The organism is Curtobacterium sp. SP.BCp, from assembly GCF_051903255.1.
Taxonomy (GTDB): domain Bacteria; phylum Actinomycetota; class Actinomycetes; order Actinomycetales; family Microbacteriaceae; genus Curtobacterium.
Genome location: NZ_CP194338.1, coordinates 1,135,693 through 1,153,599 on the forward strand (window position 1 = coordinate 1,135,693; position 17,907 = coordinate 1,153,599).

At 71.2% G+C, this 17,907-nt stretch carries 18 protein-coding genes and 1 tRNA gene; 16 read left to right on the forward strand and 3 right to left on the reverse strand.

Annotated elements, in window-relative coordinates:
* Positions 1-7: 7 nt before the first annotated feature.
* The gene (gene ndk, locus ACRQ4C_RS05650; RefSeq protein ID WP_439690428.1) at positions 8-427 is read left to right on the forward strand and encodes a nucleoside-diphosphate kinase; all 420 of its coding nucleotides are present in this window, start codon (positions 8-10) and stop codon (positions 425-427) included.
* Positions 428-464: 37 nt separating this feature from the next.
* Positions 465-1,313, forward strand: coding sequence for a DsbA family protein (locus tag ACRQ4C_RS05655; protein ID WP_290132356.1), 849 nt, complete (start codon positions 465-467; stop codon positions 1,311-1,313).
* A gap of 366 nt (positions 1,314-1,679) precedes the next feature.
* Here ACRQ4C_RS05655 and ACRQ4C_RS05660 read toward each other — a convergent pair whose 3' ends face one another.
* Entirely contained in the window at positions 1,680-2,531 is an 852-nt protein-coding gene (locus ACRQ4C_RS05660) for a DsbA family protein (RefSeq protein ID WP_290132355.1), read from the reverse strand.
* Between the two features lie 99 nt (positions 2,532-2,630).
* Positions 2,631-3,233: a vitamin K epoxide reductase family protein gene (locus ACRQ4C_RS05665; RefSeq protein ID WP_290132354.1), complete on the reverse strand. Its 603-nt coding sequence runs from the start codon at positions 3,231-3,233 to the stop codon at positions 2,631-2,633.
* A 337-nt stretch (positions 3,234-3,570) separates the two neighbouring features.
* Between ACRQ4C_RS05665 and ACRQ4C_RS05670 the strand changes: the two genes are divergently transcribed.
* Together ACRQ4C_RS05670 and ACRQ4C_RS05675 are read left to right on the forward strand one after the other, a co-directional pair.
* On the forward strand, positions 3,571-6,447 hold the full coding sequence (locus ACRQ4C_RS05670; protein WP_439690429.1) for an Rne/Rng family ribonuclease: 2,877 nt from the start codon (positions 3,571-3,573) through the stop codon (positions 6,445-6,447).
* Between the two features lie 2 nt (positions 6,448-6,449).
* The gene (locus ACRQ4C_RS05675) at positions 6,450-7,322 is read left to right on the forward strand and encodes a hypothetical protein (protein ID WP_439690430.1); all 873 of its coding nucleotides are present in this window, start codon (positions 6,450-6,452) and stop codon (positions 7,320-7,322) included.
* A 113-nt stretch (positions 7,323-7,435) separates the two neighbouring features.
* Here ACRQ4C_RS05675 and ACRQ4C_RS05680 read toward each other — a convergent pair whose 3' ends face one another.
* Positions 7,436-7,708, reverse strand: coding sequence for a DUF4031 domain-containing protein (locus ACRQ4C_RS05680; protein ID WP_290132351.1), 273 nt, complete (start codon positions 7,706-7,708; stop codon positions 7,436-7,438).
* Between the two features lie 179 nt (positions 7,709-7,887).
* Here ACRQ4C_RS05680 and rplU point away from each other — a divergent pair, with 179 nt between their 5' ends.
* The 12 genes from rplU (at position 7,888) to ACRQ4C_RS05740 (ending at position 16,952) form a co-directional block, all read left to right on the forward strand.
* Entirely contained in the window at positions 7,888-8,196 is a 309-nt protein-coding gene (gene rplU, locus ACRQ4C_RS05685; RefSeq protein ID WP_058724856.1) for a 50S ribosomal protein L21, read from the forward strand.
* A 14-nt stretch (positions 8,197-8,210) separates the two neighbouring features.
* On the forward strand, positions 8,211-8,465 hold the full coding sequence (rpmA, locus tag ACRQ4C_RS05690; RefSeq protein WP_096898671.1) for a 50S ribosomal protein L27: 255 nt from the start codon (positions 8,211-8,213) through the stop codon (positions 8,463-8,465).
* 85 nt (positions 8,466-8,550) lie between these two features.
* On the forward strand, positions 8,551-10,110 hold the full coding sequence (gene obgE, locus ACRQ4C_RS05695; protein WP_439690431.1) for a GTPase ObgE: 1,560 nt from the start codon (positions 8,551-8,553) through the stop codon (positions 10,108-10,110).
* A gap of 7 nt (positions 10,111-10,117) precedes the next feature.
* On the forward strand, positions 10,118-10,933 hold the full coding sequence (proB, locus tag ACRQ4C_RS05700) for a glutamate 5-kinase (protein WP_439690432.1): 816 nt from the start codon (positions 10,118-10,120) through the stop codon (positions 10,931-10,933).
* A gap of 455 nt (positions 10,934-11,388) precedes the next feature.
* Positions 11,389-12,654 (forward strand): glutamate-5-semialdehyde dehydrogenase, encoded by a 1,266-nt coding sequence (locus tag ACRQ4C_RS05705; protein WP_439690433.1) that lies wholly within the window; start codon positions 11,389-11,391, stop codon positions 12,652-12,654.
* Between the two features lie 36 nt (positions 12,655-12,690).
* On the forward strand, positions 12,691-12,897 hold the full coding sequence (locus ACRQ4C_RS05710) for a hypothetical protein (RefSeq protein WP_438125741.1): 207 nt from the start codon (positions 12,691-12,693) through the stop codon (positions 12,895-12,897).
* 10 nt (positions 12,898-12,907) lie between these two features.
* On the forward strand, positions 12,908-13,507 hold the full coding sequence (nadD, locus tag ACRQ4C_RS05715) for a nicotinate-nucleotide adenylyltransferase (RefSeq protein WP_290132347.1): 600 nt from the start codon (positions 12,908-12,910) through the stop codon (positions 13,505-13,507).
* A complete protein-coding gene (locus tag ACRQ4C_RS05720) occupies positions 13,504-14,910 on the forward strand; it encodes a hypothetical protein (protein WP_439690434.1) in 1,407 nt (468 codons plus the stop codon). Before nadD ends, ACRQ4C_RS05720 begins: the two co-directional genes overlap by 4 nt.
* A gap of 129 nt (positions 14,911-15,039) precedes the next feature.
* On the forward strand, positions 15,040-15,411 hold the full coding sequence (gene rsfS, locus ACRQ4C_RS05725) for a ribosome silencing factor (RefSeq protein ID WP_058724849.1): 372 nt from the start codon (positions 15,040-15,042) through the stop codon (positions 15,409-15,411).
* A 119-nt stretch (positions 15,412-15,530) separates the two neighbouring features.
* Positions 15,531-15,603 (forward strand) — tRNA-Ala (locus tag ACRQ4C_RS05730).
* Positions 15,604-15,973: 370 nt separating this feature from the next.
* Positions 15,974-16,117, forward strand: coding sequence for a helix-turn-helix domain-containing protein (locus tag ACRQ4C_RS05735; protein ID WP_439690435.1), 144 nt, complete (start codon positions 15,974-15,976; stop codon positions 16,115-16,117).
* 451 nt (positions 16,118-16,568) lie between these two features.
* The gene (locus ACRQ4C_RS05740) at positions 16,569-16,952 is read left to right on the forward strand and encodes a hypothetical protein (protein WP_439690436.1); all 384 of its coding nucleotides are present in this window, start codon (positions 16,569-16,571) and stop codon (positions 16,950-16,952) included.
* The last annotated feature ends 955 nt before the right edge of the window (positions 16,953-17,907 follow it).

Genomic DNA, 17,907 nt, shown 5'->3' on the forward strand with positions numbered 1-17,907 from the left:
GTTCTGCATGTCCGACTTCGAAGAGACCCTGGTCCTCGTCAAGCCCGACGGCGTCGCCCGCCAGCTCACCGGCGAGATCCTCCGTCGGATCGAGGCCAAGGGCTACGAGATCGTCGACCTCAAGATGCTGACCGCGCCGCGTGACCTGCTCGACGCGCACTACGAGGAGCACCAGGGCAAGCCGTTCTTCGAGCCGCTCGTGGAGTTCATGCAGTCCGGCCCGGTCGTCGCGGTCCGCGTCGCGGGCAACGGCGTCATCGCGGGCTTCCGCTCGCTCGCCGGCACCACCGACCCGACCTCGGCCGCGCCCGGCACCATCCGCGGTGACCTCGGCCGCGACTGGGGCCTCAAGGTCCAGCAGAACCTCGTACACGGCTCGGACTCCACCGAGTCCGCGACCCGTGAGCTCGGCCTCTGGTTCGCGTGAGCGACGACCGACACGCGCGACCGCAGGAGCGAACGGCATGACGAACAACGACCGACCGACCAAGAACGAGCGGCGCGCCCACGCACGTGACGTCGCCCGCCAGCGCGCCGAGGCGGAGCGCCGTCGCAAGCGTCGCAACAAGTGGTTCCTGCAGGGTGGCATCGGCCTGGGCATCATCGCGATCGCGGCCATCGTCGCGATCGTGGTGGTGAACGTGAACAGCGCGAACACCGTCTCCGCGACGGGTCCGAAGAACATGATCACGGGCGCGATCCAGTTCACGGGCAAGGACGGCAAGGTCACCCCCGTGGAGACCGGCGCCGTGGCGGCGAACGCCACCGCCTCGCCCGCACCGACGGCGAACGCCGACGGGGCGGCCTCCGTCGTCGAGTACGTCGACTGGGCGTGCCCGGTGTGCAAGCAGTTCGAGGCCGCGTACGCCGACCAGATCCTCGACAAGGTGCAGTCCGGCGACGCCACCCTCGCGATCCACCCGGTGTCGATCCTCGACCGCAACTACCAGAACTCGCGGTACGCCAGCCGGGCCGCGAACGCCGCGATGTGCGTCGCGAACTACGACCCGGACAAGTTCCTCGACGTCCAGACGCAGTTCTTCGACAACCAGCCTGAGGAGGGCACGAAGGGCCTCACGAACGACCAGATCGCGGACCTGGTCAAGAAGGGCGGAGCGACCGGCTCGAAGCTCTCGGAGTGCCTGTCGACCGAGCAGTTCAAGGGCTGGGTGACGAAGACCACCGACGCCGTGCTCGCCGACCCCGCGCTGCAGGGCACGCAGGGCTTCGGGACGCCGACCGTCGTCGTGAACGGCGAGAAGCTCGCGAACCTCACGGACGTCATCACGAAGATCGACGCCGCCGCGAAGTAGCACCCGCACGACGGACACGACGCCCCCGCTCCGGACCGGAGCGGGGGCGTCGTGCACGCGGCAGCGACGCACCGGCCGGCCGCGGACTGCCGGCCCGGTCGATCGGCGCCGGGCGGAGCCGACGGACCGATGCGGCGGAGGCGAGTTCGGTTCCGCTCCTGGCCGATGGGGTGTGCCGAGTCCGGGGTTCGCGAACCGGAACGGCCAAGAGCGTCCGGGGGAGGACCCTTCGCTCGGTCCGCCTGCCGCCTGCCGCCCGCCGCTGGCCGCTCCGGGCCCGCTGCTCGCTGCCCGCAGCGAGCAGCCCCTGTGCCGTCCATGGGGGACGGCACAGGGGCTGCTCGTGGAAGTGCGGGGTGCTGGCCCTTACGCCTTGCCGCCGTTCTGCAGCACGAACGCCGAGAACGCGTCGGTGTCGGTGAGCGAGCCGCTGTACTGCTTCCCGTTGACGATGACGGTCGGCGTCCCGGTCAGCTTGTCGAGCGACGAGTTCGGGAGCTTCTCGTTGAGCACCCGGTCGGTGGCGTCCGCGACCCACCCGGCGAACCTCTGGTCGGTGATGCACGTCGCGACGTCCTTGCTCGTCGCCCCGGCCTTCGCCGCCAGGGACGCGAGCTCGTCGTTCGTCAGGCCGCGGGTGTTCTCCGACGGCTGGTTCGCGTACAGCGCGGTGTTGTACGCGAGGAAGTCGTCCGGGTCGTCGTTCGCGACGCACGCGGCCGCGGCGGCGGAACGCGTGGAGTACTTCGAACCCTGTGACACCCGGTCGAGCAGGTTGAAGGGGTGCAGCTCGAGCGTCGCAGAGCCGTCCTTGACCCACTGCTGGATCTGGGACATCTGGGCGGTCTCGAACTGGTTGCAGTACGGACACATGTAGTCCGAGTACACGGTGATGTTCGCCACCGAGTCGTCCTGCTTCGTCGGTGTCGGCTTCCCGCCCTCGGGGATCGCCTTCGTCGTGACCGGTTCGATCTTCCCGTCGACGCCGTGCAGCACGATGCCGTCGCTCGCCATGTTCGCCGGACCCGGGCCCGCCGGTTGCACCGAGTTCGCGATGACCAGCACGATCGCACTGACGACCGCGAGGCCACCCACGATGATGCCGCTGATCGTCAGCGTGCGGTTGCGGCGCCTGCGCGCTTGCTGCTTCTCGCGAGCGATCCGGGCACGCTCCCGTGCCTCGGCCCGCCGCGCCTTCTTGCCCTGGTCGTCACTCATCGTTTCCGAGCGTAGGTGCCCCGGCGGCGTGGATCGGCCGTCCTGGCTGGGAAGGCCCCACGAATCCGGTGACGTGTCACCGAGAGGGGTCGATCCTGCCTAGAAGCTCTGGAAGATGCGCGGGAAGACGATGATGATCGAGACCGCGATGACGAGGTAGTTCGCGAGCGGGAACGCCCAGCAGAACGGCAGCAGGATCTTGCCGACGCGCTGGACCCCGGCGCCGAAGCGACCCTGTGCGGCGTTCCAGATCGTGAACACCCAGAACATCGGGATCGTCATCGACCACACGAGCATGCACCACGGGCAGAGGGCCCCGATGAACCACACGGTCTGCGTGAACAGCCACGTCACGAAGACCCAGGCGAGGAACACCCCCGCGTTGAACACGACCCAGAACCACCGGGATCCGTTCCGGAAGCCGGCGAGCAGCATGACCGCCACGGCGATGGGTGCGACGAACCCCATCACACCGAGGAGCGGGTTCGGGAAGCCGAGCAGGTGCCCCTGCGCGCTCGTCATCACGTCGGAGCAGTTCACGAACACGTTGACGTCGCACGACAGGGCGGTCTTCGGGTTCTCGTACTTCGCGAACTCGTCGAGCACGAGTCGGAAGGACGCGTACAGCCCGACGACGCCGGTCACGAGCAGGAACACCCCCATCGCGATCGGACGGCGGTGGAGGGTACGCGGCGTGCTCACGCGGTCATCATCGCACGCGCGATCCGGTCGTTTCCGTGAGGGGCATGCGATGATGGTGAGGTCGCACGACCGGACACGGTCACGCGGCGTGAGCTTTCCGGGCTGGTCCCGGACCGAACAGGCACGGTGAGAGCGTGCCGCGACCGGAACACGCGTCACTCCGACGCTCCGCGAAGCCCGGGCCGGGTGCCCGGGGACGAACGGGCGCGGACGCACCACAAGTTGCCGCGGACCGGTCGCGAACGACAACGAGCACGGGGGCGTGGACGCCACCCGCCACACGAGAATTCCCGCCGCCCGACAGGGCGCGAGCGGGGCCGAGGAGTGCACCAGTTCCATGGTGGAGCAGAACAACAACGACAACACGAAGAACGACGAGACGCCGAAGCGCCGGAGCCGCCTGTTCGGCGGTCGCCGAGCCCGCTCGGCCGACCTGGAGGCCCGGGGTGACGTCGAGCAGTCGGCCCCCGTCGAGCAGGCGGCCGGCTCGCAGGCCGTCGCCGCGTCGGCCGCGGAGGCGCCCGTCGCCGACGCTCCGGCGGAGGTCGGCACCGAGACCGTCGCGCTGACCGACGACGCGGCACCCGCGGTGTCGGTCGCGGTCGAGGCGACGGCCGGCGGTGACGAGCCGCACGACGTGAGCACCCTCACCGGCGACCTGCCGGTGGTCGCCACGGACGACGCCGCCACGGCGGTCGCCGCCACACCGGAGACGGACGTGACCGCCGCGGCGGACGCGAGCAGTGCCTCCAGTCCGGCGGAGCCTGCGGACGAGCCGTTCGTCCCCCGCGCGACCAGCACGACGAGTCTGATCTTCCACGCGCCGGTCCTCCCGGACCTGCCGCAGCGTGCGCCCCGCTCGGCTCCCGAGGACGACGAGGACGAGCAGGGCGGCGGCCGTCGCCGTTCCCGCCGTCGCGGGGGCAGCTCGTTCGGTGGTGCCGCCGAGCAGGCCGAGCCGCGCCGTCGTGAGCGTGAGCGCGAGCGCGAGCGCGAGCCGGAGCTCATCACCGAACCGCAGCGCATCAAGGGCTCGACGCGACTCGAGGCCAAGAAGCAGCGCCGGCGCGACGGCCGTGACGCCGGCCGTCGCCGTCAGGTGATCACCGAGGACGAGTTCCTCGCCCGCCGCGAGAGCGTCGACCGCCAGATGATCGTGCGCTCCAGCTCGCAGAAGATCGAGATCGGCGTCCTCGAGGACGGCGTGCTCGCCGAGCACTACGTGACGAAGTCGCACAACGTGTCGCTCATCGGCAACGTCTACCTCGGCAAGGTGCAGAACGTGCTGCCCTCGATGGAGGCGGCGTTCGTCGACATCGGCCGCGGTCGCAACGCCGTGCTCTACGCGGGCGAGGTCGACTGGAACTCCGTGGACACCAGCCACGGTCGGCGCATCGAGTCGGCGCTCAAGCCCGGCGACAAGGTGCTCGTGCAGGTCACGAAGGACCCGGTCGGCCACAAGGGTGCCCGCCTGACCTCGCAGGTCTCGCTGCCGGGTCGCTACCTCGTCTACGTGCCGAACGGCTCGATGAACGGGATCTCCCGCAAGCTGCCCGACACCGAGCGTGCGCGCCTGAAGAAGATCCTCAAGGAGGTCCTCCCCGAGCACGCCGGCGTCATCGTCCGCACGGCTGCCGAGGGCGCGACCGAGGAGCAGCTCACCCGCGACGTGCAGCGCCTCACGAGCCAGTGGGAGGCGATCCAGAAGAAGGTCGCGAACGGGCACGCGCCGGTCATGCTGCACTCCGAGCCCGACCTGCTCGTCAAGATCGTGCGGGACGTCTTCAACGAGGACTTCACCAAGCTCATCATCGACGGCGACGCCGCACGCGGGACCATCGAGGACTACCTCGACGCCGTCGCGCCGGACCTCAAGGACCGCGTCGAGATCTACGACGGCCCGGACTCCTTCGAGGAGTACCGCCTCAACGAGCAGATCGAGAAGGCCCTCGACCGCAAGGTCTGGCTGCCCTCCGGTGGTTCGCTCGTCATCGACCGCACCGAGGCCATGACGGTCGTCGACGTCAACACGGGGAAGTTCGTCGGGTCCGGCGGCAACCTCGAGGAGACCGTCACGAAGAACAACCTCGAGGCCGCCGAGGAGATCGTCCGTCAGCTCCGTCTGCGGGACATCGGTGGCATCATCGTCGTCGACTTCATCGACATGGTGCTCGAGTCGAACCGCGACCTCGTGCTGCGTCGACTCGTCGAGTGCCTGAGCCGCGACCGCACGAAGCACCAGGTCGCCGAGGTCACCTCGCTCGGCCTCGTACAGATGACCCGCAAGAAGATCGGCGTCGGGCTCCGCGAGTCGCTCGAGGAGGTCAACGCGAAGGTCAACGACAACAACGCCGACCCCGGCCCCTCGAAGGGTCGTCGGAAGAGCCGCGGCACCAACGGCGGCGGGTCGAACGGCAACGGTGGCAACGGCACCGGCAACGGTGGCTCGAACGGCAACGGCGGTTCCTCGTCGAACGGCCACGGCTCGCAGACCCACCAGATCACCGACGACGTGAAGAACGCGCTGTCCCGCATCGCGGCGTCGACCCTGCCGCACGAGGAGCGCGCAGCCGCCGAGGCCGCCGCTGTGACCGGCGTCGCCGTCACCGGTGTCGCGGACCCGGCCACGCCGGAGTCCGCTCCGGAGGCACCCGCCTCGTCGACGTCCTCGTCCTCGTCGTCGTCGTCGTCGTCCGAGGCTCCCGCCGAGTCCTCGGGTGCTCCGAAGCGCCGTCGTCGTCGTGGCAGCCGCAGCGGCGGCGAGCCGCATGCCACCGGTGCCTCGACGTCCGTCGACGAGTCCGGGGCCGTGGCCGCCGGCGGGTCGACGTCGTCGAGTGCGGACGCGGACGCGTCGGCCGATGCCGCTCCGGTCGCGGACGCCGCCGTCGAGGCGGCACCGAGCGCCGAGGCTGCCCCGGCTTCGACCACCCCGGTCCGTCGTCGGGTCAGCTCGAGCGCCCCGGTGACCCCGACCGAGAACACCGTCGCGATCCTCGACATCCCCGTCGCCGTCACGAAGCGCGAGCCCCGCGCCGTGCCCGCAGCGGACGCGGAGTCGCTGCTCGACTCGGTCCTCAACGCGCTCCCGGAGCCGAAGCAGCCCGGTCAGGGCCGCTCGCGCTCCCGACGGGTGTCGTCGCCGAGCATCAGCGCACCGGCGTCCACCGAGGGCGACGCGCCCGAGGACGGCGCCGTGATCGTGGGGAACTGAGCGTGACGAACGCGGGGGACCCGGGGCAGCACGACCGCGGGTACTACGGCGTGGGCTGGCAGCAGCCCGCGCCGGTGCCCGGGCCCGGGCCGGGGCCGGCGACCGGTGTGCCGTACGCGCCGCCGGCACCCCCGCAGCGTCGCCGTCCGACCGGCGACCCCCGGCGCGCGTTCGCCCCGGGCGCGTCCGTGACGAACACGACGGGTGCGCTCATCGCGGTCGTCTCGGTGATCGTGGTCGAGTTCGTGTCCGGACTCGTCGGGCTCCTCGGCACCTCCCTCGTGGTGAGCCCGTTCGCGCGCTACGGCGCGGGGGACAGCATCGTCGCGGGGTTCGTGCACGGGGTCTTCCTCGCACCCCTGCCGTTCCACGTCGGGGCGTTCCTCGCACTCGCGTTCCTGGTGCCGGTCGCACGGCGGAGTCCGCTGCCCGTGATCCTCCTGCGTGCCGTGCTCGCCGGGGCGGCGGGGACGACCGCGCTCGCGCTCGTCGGGGTGTTCACCGGTGCGTTCGGCGCGGTCCGCGGGTTCGGGGCAGCTCGACTCGTGACGAGCATCGTGACGGTGCCGCTGCAGAGTGGCCTCCCGCTGACGCTCATGCTCGTGGCCACGACGACGGCCGCGTGGCTGTGGCTCGGACGCCCGCGGGGCGGTACGCGGCGGCCGCTGGGTGCCCCCGGGACGCTCCGGCAGCCCGATGCCGTGCCCGCGGCGACCGTCCAGGGCGCGGGAGGCCCCCAGCAGCAGCCGAACCCGTACGCGCCGCCCGGCGGGCAGCAGCAGCCGCCGATCACGCAGCAGCCGCCGATCACGCAGCAGCCGCCCGTCGGGCAGCAGCAGCCGCCCGCGAACCCCTGGGTGCCGCCGCAGCGCTGACGCGGCCACGCGCACGTCCCGGCGGGCGTGGCGGCGCTGACCCGCGCCTCCAGGCCGGCGCCGGAGTCGAGCCGTGCGTGTCCGGGCGCCGTCCCGCAGGACGGGCGGCCGCCTCAGGACGGGCGCTTGTCCCGCTGCGCCACCCGGAGGCCGCTGCGGATGAGCCGGAGCACGAGCTCCCGACCGGTCACCGGGGTCGCTCCGGCGGCCACGAGCTCGTCGTAGCGGGCCATCGGCACGTCGTAGTGGTCGTGGTCGAACCCGCGACGGGGGAGACCGGCGGCACTCGCGAAGGCGTGCAGTTCGTCGTACGATTCGTCACTGACGAGGTGCGACCACAGTGTGTCGTGCGCAGGCCACGTCGGCGGGTCGATCAGGACGGTCACCCGCCAATGGTACGTGTGTCGCCGTTTGACCGGACCCGGTCGGATCGAGTATTCTCGATCCCTGGTGTCAGCGGGCCGTTCTGCCTGCGTCGCCGATCGGGCCCGGCCTCCCCGGGAGCCGCTCGTGCAGCAGTGGGCACCCGAGACTTCCCTCAAGCAGAGTACGTAAGGAATTCCACGTGGTTTACGCAGTAGTGCGCGCCGGCGGCCGTCAGGAGAAGGTCGAGGTCGGCACGATCCTCACGATCGACCGTGCCAAGGCCGACGACAAGGGCAAGATCAAGCTCGCTCCGGTGCTCCTCGTGGACGGTGACACCATCACGTCGGCCGCGACCGAGCTCGCGAACGTGACCGTCACCGCCGAGGTGCTCGAGGACCTCCGCGGCCCGAAGGTCGTCATCCAGAAGTTCAAGAACAAGACCGGGTACAAGAAGCGCCAGGGCTTCCGCGCTGAGCTCACCCGCGTCAAGATCACCGAGATCGCGTAAGGCGGGAGTAGAAGATGGCACACAAGAAGGGTGCGAGCTCCACTCGCAACGGTCGTGACTCGAACGCACAGCGCCTCGGCGTGAAGCGCTTCGGTGGCGAGGTCGTGAACGCCGGCGAGATCATCGTCCGCCAGCGCGGCACGCACTTCCACCCGGGCGCCAACGTCGGCCGCGGTGGCGACGACACGCTGTTCGCCCTCTCGGCCGGTTCGGTCGAGTTCGGCACCAAGGGCGGCCGCAAGGTCGTCAACATCGTCGGCGCTGCGTAAGCGACCCACGATCTGACTCTGCGGGAGGGGCGGGCCACGTGCCCGCCCCTCCCGTTCTCTGTTTGCAACACCAAGGAGTGGACCCATGGCGACCTTCGTCGACCGCGTGACCCTGCACCTCAGCGCGGGGGACGGCGGCAACGGCTGCGTGTCGGTCCGCCGTGAGAAGTTCAAGCCCCTCGCCGGCCCGGACGGCGGCAACGGCGGCGACGGTGGCGACATCGTGCTCGTCGCCGACCCCCAGGTGACGACGCTGCTCGGCTACCACCGGTCCCCGCACCGTTCGTCGAAGAACGGCCAGCCGGGCATGGGTGACATGCGGAGCGGGATCAGCGGCGAGACGCTCGAGCTCCCCGTCCCGATCGGCACCGTCGTGCACGACGAGCGCGGCGAGGTCGTCGCCGACATGACCGAGCCCGGCATGCGCGTCGTCGTGGCCGCCGGTGGCCAGGGTGGTCTCGGGAACGCGGCGCTCGCGACGACGAAGCGCAAGGCGCCCGGGTTCGCGCTCCTCGGCACCCCGGGTGAGTCCGGCGACGTCAGCCTCGAGCTGAAGACGATCGCTGACGTCGCCCTGGTCGGGTTCCCGAGCGCCGGCAAGTCCTCGCTGATCGCCGCGGTCTCCGCCGCGAAGCCGAAGATCGCCGACTACCCGTTCACGACCCTCACGCCGAACCTCGGCGTCGTCGAGTCCGGTTCCACCCGCTTCACCGTCGCCGACGTCCCCGGCCTCATCGAGGGTGCGTCGGAGGGCAAGGGCCTCGGGCTCGAGTTCCTCCGCCACGTCGAGCGCTGCGAGGCCCTGCTTCACGTCATCGACTGCGCCACCATGGACCCGGGCCGTGATCCGATCAGCGACCTCGACGTCATCCTGGGCGAGCTCGAGCGCTACCCGGTCCCGGAGGGCCAGGTGCCGCTGCTCGAGCGTCCGCAGCTCATCGCGCTGAACAAGATCGACGTGCCGGACGCCGCGGAGCTCGCCGACTTCGTGCGCGCTGAGCTCGAGGGCCGTGGCTACCGCGTCTTCCCGATCTCGACGGCCTCGCACAAGGGCCTCCGCGAACTGACCTTCGCCCTCGCCGACATCGTCGAGCGCGCCCGTGCTGAGCGCGCCGTCGAGCCGCAGCCGGAGCGCATCGTCCTCCGCCCGAAGGCCGTCGACGAGGTGCCCTTCACCGTCCGTGCCGAGGGCGGCGAGGAGCACCGCTTCTACCGCGTCCGCGGCGCCAAGCCCGAGCGCTGGGTGCAGCAGACCGACTTCACCAACGAGGAGGCGATCGGCTACCTCGCCGACCGCCTCGCCAAGCTCGGCGTCGAGGACGGCCTCTTCAAGGCCGGGGCGGTCGCGGGCTCCACGGTGGTCATCGGCGGTGACGGCGGCACGGTCTTCGACTGGGAGCCGACGCTCACCTCGACCGCCGAGCTCATCACGAGTGCACGCGGCACGGACTCCCGGATCGGCGCGACCTCGCGACCGACCCGCAACGAGCGTCGCGAGGAGTACTTCGAGCGCATGGACGCCAAGGCTGCCGCGCGTGCCGAACTCGAGCAGGAGCGCATCTCCGGCCTGTGGGCGGACGACGACGCGGACGACGCCGACCCGTTCTCCGGTGAGGTCGAGCGCCACCACGAGGGCAAGGACTGACCCGGGCATGACCGAGGCGACCGACACCGACCTGGGCCGGGTGCGCTCGCGCGCGGACATCCCGCGGGCGCGACGACTCGTCGTGAAGGTCGGGTCGTCCTCCGTCAGCGGCGACAACGTCGGGCAGATCGGCGCCCTCGTCGACGCGCTCGGTGCCGCCCACGCGCGCGGCACCGAGGTGGTGCTGGTCTCCTCGGGCGCCATCGCGACCGGGTTCCCGTTCCTCGGGCTCGAGGGGCGCCCCGACGACCTCGCGACCCAGCAGGCCGCGGCGGCGACGGGACAGAACGTGCTGATGTTCCGGTACCAGAAGGAGCTCGACCGGCACGGGGTCGTCGCGGCGCAGATCCTGCTGACCGCCGGTGACCTCCAGAACCCCACGCACCGGGTGAACGCGCAGCGGGCGATCGACCGGCTGCTCGCGCTGCGGGTGCTGCCGATCGTCAACGAGAACGACACCGTCGCGACGCACGAGATCCGCTTCGGTGACAACGACCGGCTCGCGGCGCTCGTCGCCCGGCTGCTCGGGGCCGACGCGCTCGTGCTGCTCTCCGACGTCGAGTCGCTCTACACGAAGCCGCCGCAGCAGCCCGGCGCGGAGCCGATCGAGCACGTCCCGTACGGCGACGAGCTCGCGGGGGTGACGTTCGGGTCGATCGGTGCCGCGGGCGTCGGGACCGGGGGTGCCGGCACGAAGGTCGCGGCCGCTCGGCTCGCGGCGGACGCCGGGACGTCGGTGCTCGTGACGGCGACGTCGTTGGTGGCGTCGGCACTGGCGGGCGAGGACGTCGGCACCTGGTTCGAGGCGGCGCCGCGCGCGTAGGTGCGCGGCTGGCGCCCGGGCGCGACCCGGTGCGGCCTGGAGGCACGGCTCGGCCCCGGCGCGCCCGGCTACGGCACGGCTGGGAGGTGCGGCGGGGTGCGGCCTGGTGCGGCGGGGTGCGGCCTGCCGTGGCCGGGTGCGGCCTGGTGCGGCCTGGTGCGGCGGGGGGGGTGCGGCCTGGGGGCGCGGCGCGGCCCCGGCGCGCCCGGGTACGTCCGGCGGATCGGCGCCATGCGTCGGTCCCGCGGCCGGAGGGCGACCGTTCCCGCCCGCCCCGCGCCACGCGCGCGGCGTGTCGTGACCGACCGACCACGCCGGTCGCGAGTGGCCGGGCGTGCGTGTCGGGACGCGACCGGAGTGCGGCGATCCCTGCACCGGCGGCGCGCCTCCAGGCCGGATCCACAGGCGTACGACCCACCACGTCATCGCGGGGGAGGCGGACCTATGATCGAGCCATGTCGCTGACCGCACCCGCTCCGACCCTGACCGACAAGCTCGTCGCCGCCCGCGACGCGGCGTCGGTGCTCGCGACCGCGACCACGGCCGTCAAGGACGCGGCGCTCGGCGCGATCGCCGCGGCGGTCCGCGCCGCGACGGACGAGATCGTCCGGGCCAACCACGAGGACCTCGTCGCGGGGGAGGACGGCGGGCTGTCGTCGGGCCTGCTCGACCGCCTCCGGTTGGACGCGGCACGGATCGACGCCCTCGCCGTCGCCGTCGAGCACGTCGTCGGTCTGACGGACCCGGTCGGGCAGAACGTCCGCGGCTCGGTGCTGCCGAACGGCCTGCAGCTGACCCAGGTGCGGGTGCCGTTCGGCGTCGTCGGCGCCATCTACGAGGCGCGGCCGAACGTCACCGTCGACATCGCGAGCCTGGCGCTGAAGAGCGGCAACGCCGTCGTGCTCCGGGGTGGGTCGGCGGCGCAGCGCACGAACGCCGTGCTCGTGGCACGCATCCAGGACGCGGTGGCCTCGGTCGGGCTACCGCGCGAGCTGGTCCAGACGATCGACGAGTTCGGTCGCGCGGGCGCGACGGAGCTCATGCGGGCTCGGGGGCTCGTCGACGTGCTGATCCCGCGGGGGAGTGCGTCGCTCATCCAGACGGTGGTCACGGAGTCGCAGGTGCCCGTCATCGAGACCGGTGCCGGCGTCGTGCACGTCTTCCTCGACGAGTCCGCTCCGGAGGACCGCGCCGTCGACATCGTGCTCAACAGCAAGGTGCAGCGGCCGAGCGTGTGCAACGCCCTCGAGACCCTCCTCGTGCACGAGCGGGCCGCGGAACGGCTCCTGCCGGTGCTGGCCGACCGGCTCCGCGCTGCCGGGGTGACCCTCCGCGGTGACGACGCCACCCGGACGATCGTGCCGGGCGTGCTCCGAGCGACCGACGCCGACTGGGCGACGGAGTCGATGGACCTCGACCTCTCGATCCGCGTCGTGCCGGACGTCGACGCGGCGATGGCGCACATCGCGACCTGGTCGACGCACCACACCGAGTCGATCGTGACGAACGACGTCGACACGGCGGAGCGGTTCCTCGCCGGCGTCGACTCGGCGGTCGTGATGGTGAACGCCTCCACCCGGTTCACGGACGGCGGCGAGTTCGGCTTCGGGGCCGAGGTGGGCATCTCCACGCAGAAGCTGCACGCCCGCGGACCGATGGGCCTGCCCGAACTCACGAGCACCAAGTGGATCGTGCGCGGTCAGGGCCAGATCCGCGGCTAGACTGAACGGCGTCTTTCCACCGACCGAACGGAGCACATGACGATGACCCTCCTCGCCGAAGCCGCAGAGCACGCCTCCGGGGTCCCCGCGTACGTCTTCCCGCTCGTCGGTGCCCTCTTCTTCGCGTTCCTCGGGTTCGTGACGTGGAGCTTCCGTGACGTCGCCTACCGCCACTCGCACAAGTTCGAGGCCACTCGCCACCACGAGACCGGCGTCGACGAGTTCGGCCACACGAAGCTCTGATCCGTCACCCATGCTCGAGAGCTCGGGGCGGCCGCGCATCGGTGTGATGGGTGGCACGTTCGACCCCATCCACCACGGCCACCTCGTGGCAGCGTCCGAGGTCGCGCGTGCGTTCGACCTCGACGAGGTGGTGTTCGTCCCCACCGGTCAGCCGTACATGAAGTCCGACGTCACGGACGCCGAGCACCGGTACCTCATGACGGTGGTGGCGACCGCGTCGAACCCGATGTTCACGGTCAGTCGGGTCGACATCGACCGGCCGGGTCCGACCTACACGGTGGACACCCTGCGCGACCTCCACGAGCAGCGGCCGGACGCGCAGCTGGTCTTCATCTCGGGCGCGGACGCCGTTCAGCAGATCCTCGACTGGAAAGACCATGATGGCCTCTGGGACCTCGCGCACTTCGTCGCCGTGACGCGCCCAGGCCACGCGCTGAGCATCACCGGCCTGCCGGAGCGGGACGTCAGTCTGCTCGAGGTGCCCGCGCTGGCGATCTCGTCGACCGACTGCCGCGATCGGGTCAGGCGCGGGTTCCCCGTCTGGTACCTGGTGCCCGACGGGGTCGTCCAGTACATCTCCAAGCACCATCTGTATCGGAGCGTTGCATGAGTTCGTCCGACGCGCAGCCGCCACTGTCGCGGCGCCAGGCGCGCGAGCGGGAGCGCGCTGCCGCCGCCGGTGGCCAGCCCGCGACACCGCCGCCCACCCTCGCCGCACCCGCGTCCACCGACCGTTCGGAGCAGGCCCGCCGTCGGCCCGGTTCGCACGTCGCCCCGGCACCGTCCGGCGCCGCACAGGCCGGCGTCCCCGACGTGCCCCCGGCGTCCGCGACCGAGATCGTCCCCGGCACCGGTGGGCTGACCCGTCGTCAGCTGCGGCTCATGCGCGAGGCCGAGGTCCAGGCCGTCCTGCCCGTGCCGCTGCAGGCGCCGACACCACAGTCGTCGGACCGGACGGTCCAAGACGTCATCGGCTCGGTGTCCACCCTCGAGGACGACCACGACGTGCCCGCCGCATCCACCCCGAGTCCGGTCGCGTCCGCGCCGACGGCTGCTCCGACCGAGGTTGCTGAGTCGCCGGTCGAGCTGGACGAGGCCGCCGTGCAGCAGGCGACGGAAGCCGACGGTTCGCCGGACGCGGTCGAGCCGCTCGAGGAAGCCGCCGCGCACGCCGAGGAGCCCCGTCGCCACCGCTCGACCTGGGCGCCGCACGATGCCGACACCGACGCCGCGTCCCCCGAGGGCGCTGCACCGACGGCCGACACTGCACCGACGAATGACACCGCAGCGACCGACGGCACCGCGCCGACGGCCGCGGACGAGCCGACCGCTGCCGCGGCAGCGTCCCCGGCAGCGCCGATCGCACCGAAGCTGCCGCCCGTGGACGCCGCGACGCCCGGGGTCTTCCCGCTGTCCCTCGACGACGACACGAACGAGACGCCCGTGCAGCGGCCCGCCGCCGATCCCACGGCGTCCTCGAGCGTGCCGCCGGCGTTCCGACGTCCGGTCGAACCGAAGCCCGTCACGACCGCGTTCCAGCCGGCGGCCGGGCACTGGTCGGCGCTCGCGCACGATTCGAACGACGCCGAGGTCCACGACGAGGAGACCGGCACCCGCCGTGTCGCCACCTCGAACCCGAACGCGATCGTGCTGCCGAACTCGGCGCTCGCGGACCCGACCGGTGCGCTGAACGCCACCGGCGAGGTCATCCTCACCGGCTCGATCGACCTGCCGGCGTCGCTCTCCTCGACCGGGTCGCACCGGCCGATCGACGGCGCGGAGGTCGACCGTCTGCTCGAGCAGCACGACGAGCAGCCCGAGACCGACGCCAGCCCGATCCGTGCGAGCCGCGCGGTGTCGAGCCACACCTCCACGCGGCAGGTCGTCCTCGCGGCGGCGAAGCCGAAGGAGTCGAAGACCCCGATGGTCCTCGCGATCTCGGTCGGCGCCGTCGGTCTCTCGGCGGCCGCGGTGATCATCGTCGCGCTCCTCACGACCCACCCCTTCGGCTGAGCCGCGCAGGCGAGGCCGATCGCGTCGGAACCGGCTGGCCGGTGTCCGACGTCTGACCTATGATGACGGGGCCGATCACCTCGGCACCCCAGCCCGGCACGACGTCGGGCGACGACCGGAAGGACCTGCGTGCCCGCCTCCTCACGCGCACTCGAACTCGTGCAGATCGCCGCCACCGCGGCCGACGCCAAGCAGGCCGAGGACCTCGTCGCACTCGACGTGACCGGGCCGCTCCAGTTGACGGACGTGTTCCTCCTGGCGACCGGCCGGAACGAGCGCAACGTCCTGTCGATCGCGGACGAGGTCGAGGAGCGCCTCATCGAGGCCGGCGCGAAGCCGCTGCGTCGTGAGGGCCGCTCCGAGGGACGCTGGGTGCTCATCGACTTCGGGGACATCGTCGTGCACGTCTTCCACGAGGAAGACCGCCAGTACTACTCGCTCGAGCGACTCTGGGCAGACTGCCCGACGATCCCGCTCGAGCTGCCCGTCGAACAGGGCTGAGCCGAACGAGGTCGAGCACGACGCGCCCGGGTGGCGGTGACGATTTCGTTCCCGGGGGTTCGCATGGTGTACGCTTCTACGGTGCCTCCGGGGAACCGGAAGTACCAAGAAACACCTTTGGGTCTGTGGCGCAGCTGGTAGCGCACCTGCATGGCATGCAGGGGGTCAGGGGTTCGAGTCCCCTCAGATCCACCCTCAACCCCCGTAGTTCGAAGGAACTACGGGGGTTTTCTCGTGCTCAGAGACGCCGAAGTGCCAACTTATTGCCAACTTTCGGGCGTGAGGAACCGGCCCGCTCCCTGGCGGGGGAGTGATCCCACCGAACCGTGCCGTGACGTGAGCAATCGGTGCCGATCGTCGATGCGCGCGCAGCACCCGGGACGTCGTGCATAGGGGATCGCATGACGAACCCTACGAAAACCCAGTCCGCCAGCGCCTCCCTCGACCTGCAGGAGGCGAAACCGCGGGACGCGGTCACCACCTCGGCACCGGTCGTCTCGCAGCGCCCCGCAACCGTCTCAGCCGCGATCGCCGAGCTCGACCCGCTGCTGACCATCGAGAAGTGTCGGAGTACCTTCGCGTCCCCATCGCCACGCTACACGACTGGCGCTACCGGAAGGTCGGGCCGAAGGCGATGATGGTCGGCAAGTCGCTGCGCTGCCGACTCTCCGCGCTGAACTCCTGGCTGGACGAGCGCGCCTCGTGAAAGGCCGCACGAGCCTCGCCCCAGGCACCTGGGGTGAGGTGACCGTCAAGGAAACGGACCGAGGCTACGTCGCCCGTACGGGGGTGCGCCTGCTCGACGGGTCCTACCAGGACGTCCGGCGGACACGCCCAACGCGCTCCGCCGCGCGGGAGGCAGCCATCGGAGCCGCCGGGGATACCGCGAAGGTCAGTCTCGCCGGCAGACTGAAACCGACATCCATGTTCGCCGCGCTCGTAGAGGACTGGTTCCGGCACGAGCAGCACGCCGAGAACGTTCGCCCGCAGACCCTGCACGAGCAGTACCGCATGGCCCTGGCCGACCTCGCTCTGCGCCTCGGGAAGGTCGCCATCCGCGAGCTCACCGTGCCGCTGTGCGACTGGGCGTATGTCGACATGCTCGAGTCGCGCCGACCACGCGATCGAAACGGCAACAAGTACGGCGAGGCAGGTCGATGGTCCTGGCCGCCCGGAACGCGCTCGGCGTGCTCAAGAAAGTGCTGGACCGCGCGGTCATCCTGGGGCTCCGACCCGACAACCCCGCCGCGCCGATGAAGCCGAAGCGGCGCCCGAAGAAGGAGATTCACGCGCTCCAGGCCGACGACCTCCAGCGCGTCCGGCAGGCGGTCACCGCCTACACCAACCGGCCGGATCGTTCCGGTACGGCGCCGAAGTACCTCGAGTTCGCGCTCGACATCATGAGCGGGATCGGCGCCCGAATCGGGGAAGCCCTCGCGATCCGGTCGGTCGAGGACATCGACCTGCTGTCGGAACCGCTCGTGATCCACATCACCGGTACGATCGTGGACTACCCAGGCGCCGCAGCGGTCCGGCAGTAGGGACGACGACGAGCACCTGCACGATCGCGTCGCCGTCGTTGCGGAGCAAGAGTGCTCGCACCCCGAGCGTGGAGGCGAGCCGCTCCTCGAGAGCCCGGTCGTGTGCGAGGTCGTACGCGTGCCCGTCTGAGAGCGTGAAGGGGACAACGATGAGGGTCGCGCCGAGCCTGGCGGTCGTCTCGAACGGCCGGGACGCAACTCCCTCAGCTCGGAGCGCGAGATCAGCGCCGGCTCCTGCTTTCGGCGACCGCCGCCACGCCCGCCGGGCTGCTCGGGCGATCCGCGGCGAAGCAATGAGCGCCTACCCGTGCTCCTCCTGCAACCCGTGGCACTTCGGGCACCTCCCAGATGACGTGCGGCAGGGGCTCCGGGCACGGGGTGAGCTCGCTGCGAACCGTCAAGACGCCGGCGGCCTCCGCAACCGCTACGCCAAGACGGTGCACGAAGACTCAGGCCGAGCGGCCGTCATGGCATCGATCGCGCATCCCGTCACCCGACGGTCCGAGTGTGCGTCAGTACCGACCGAGATCACCTTCGATCCGGCCATCGAACGAGCGCTCAACGCGAACGACGAACCGACACCTCCGCCCGCCCGCGCTGCCGTTCCGAAGCCGACTCCGCCGCAGCACCTCCTTGGGGGCACGCCCCTGGACGATCAGCCGATGATCGAGCGGCTCCAGACGAAGGTTTGGGCCTTGTAGACGAAGCCGCGCAGCGCGCAGCAGCGGCCGCGGCCGGCGGGGGCATCGCCACACGGCACCGAGCCGGAAGGACGACGATGACCGACTACACGCCGACGACGGGGCAGGTTCGTGAGGCGTACGTCCGCGGGATGCGGAACGCGTTCATCGCGTCCTCGGGGGAGCACGGTGAGGAGTTCGACCGGTGGCTCGACACCATCCTGACCCCCGAACCACCCGGGATGGGACCGCTGCCGACGTTCGATCCGGCGGCA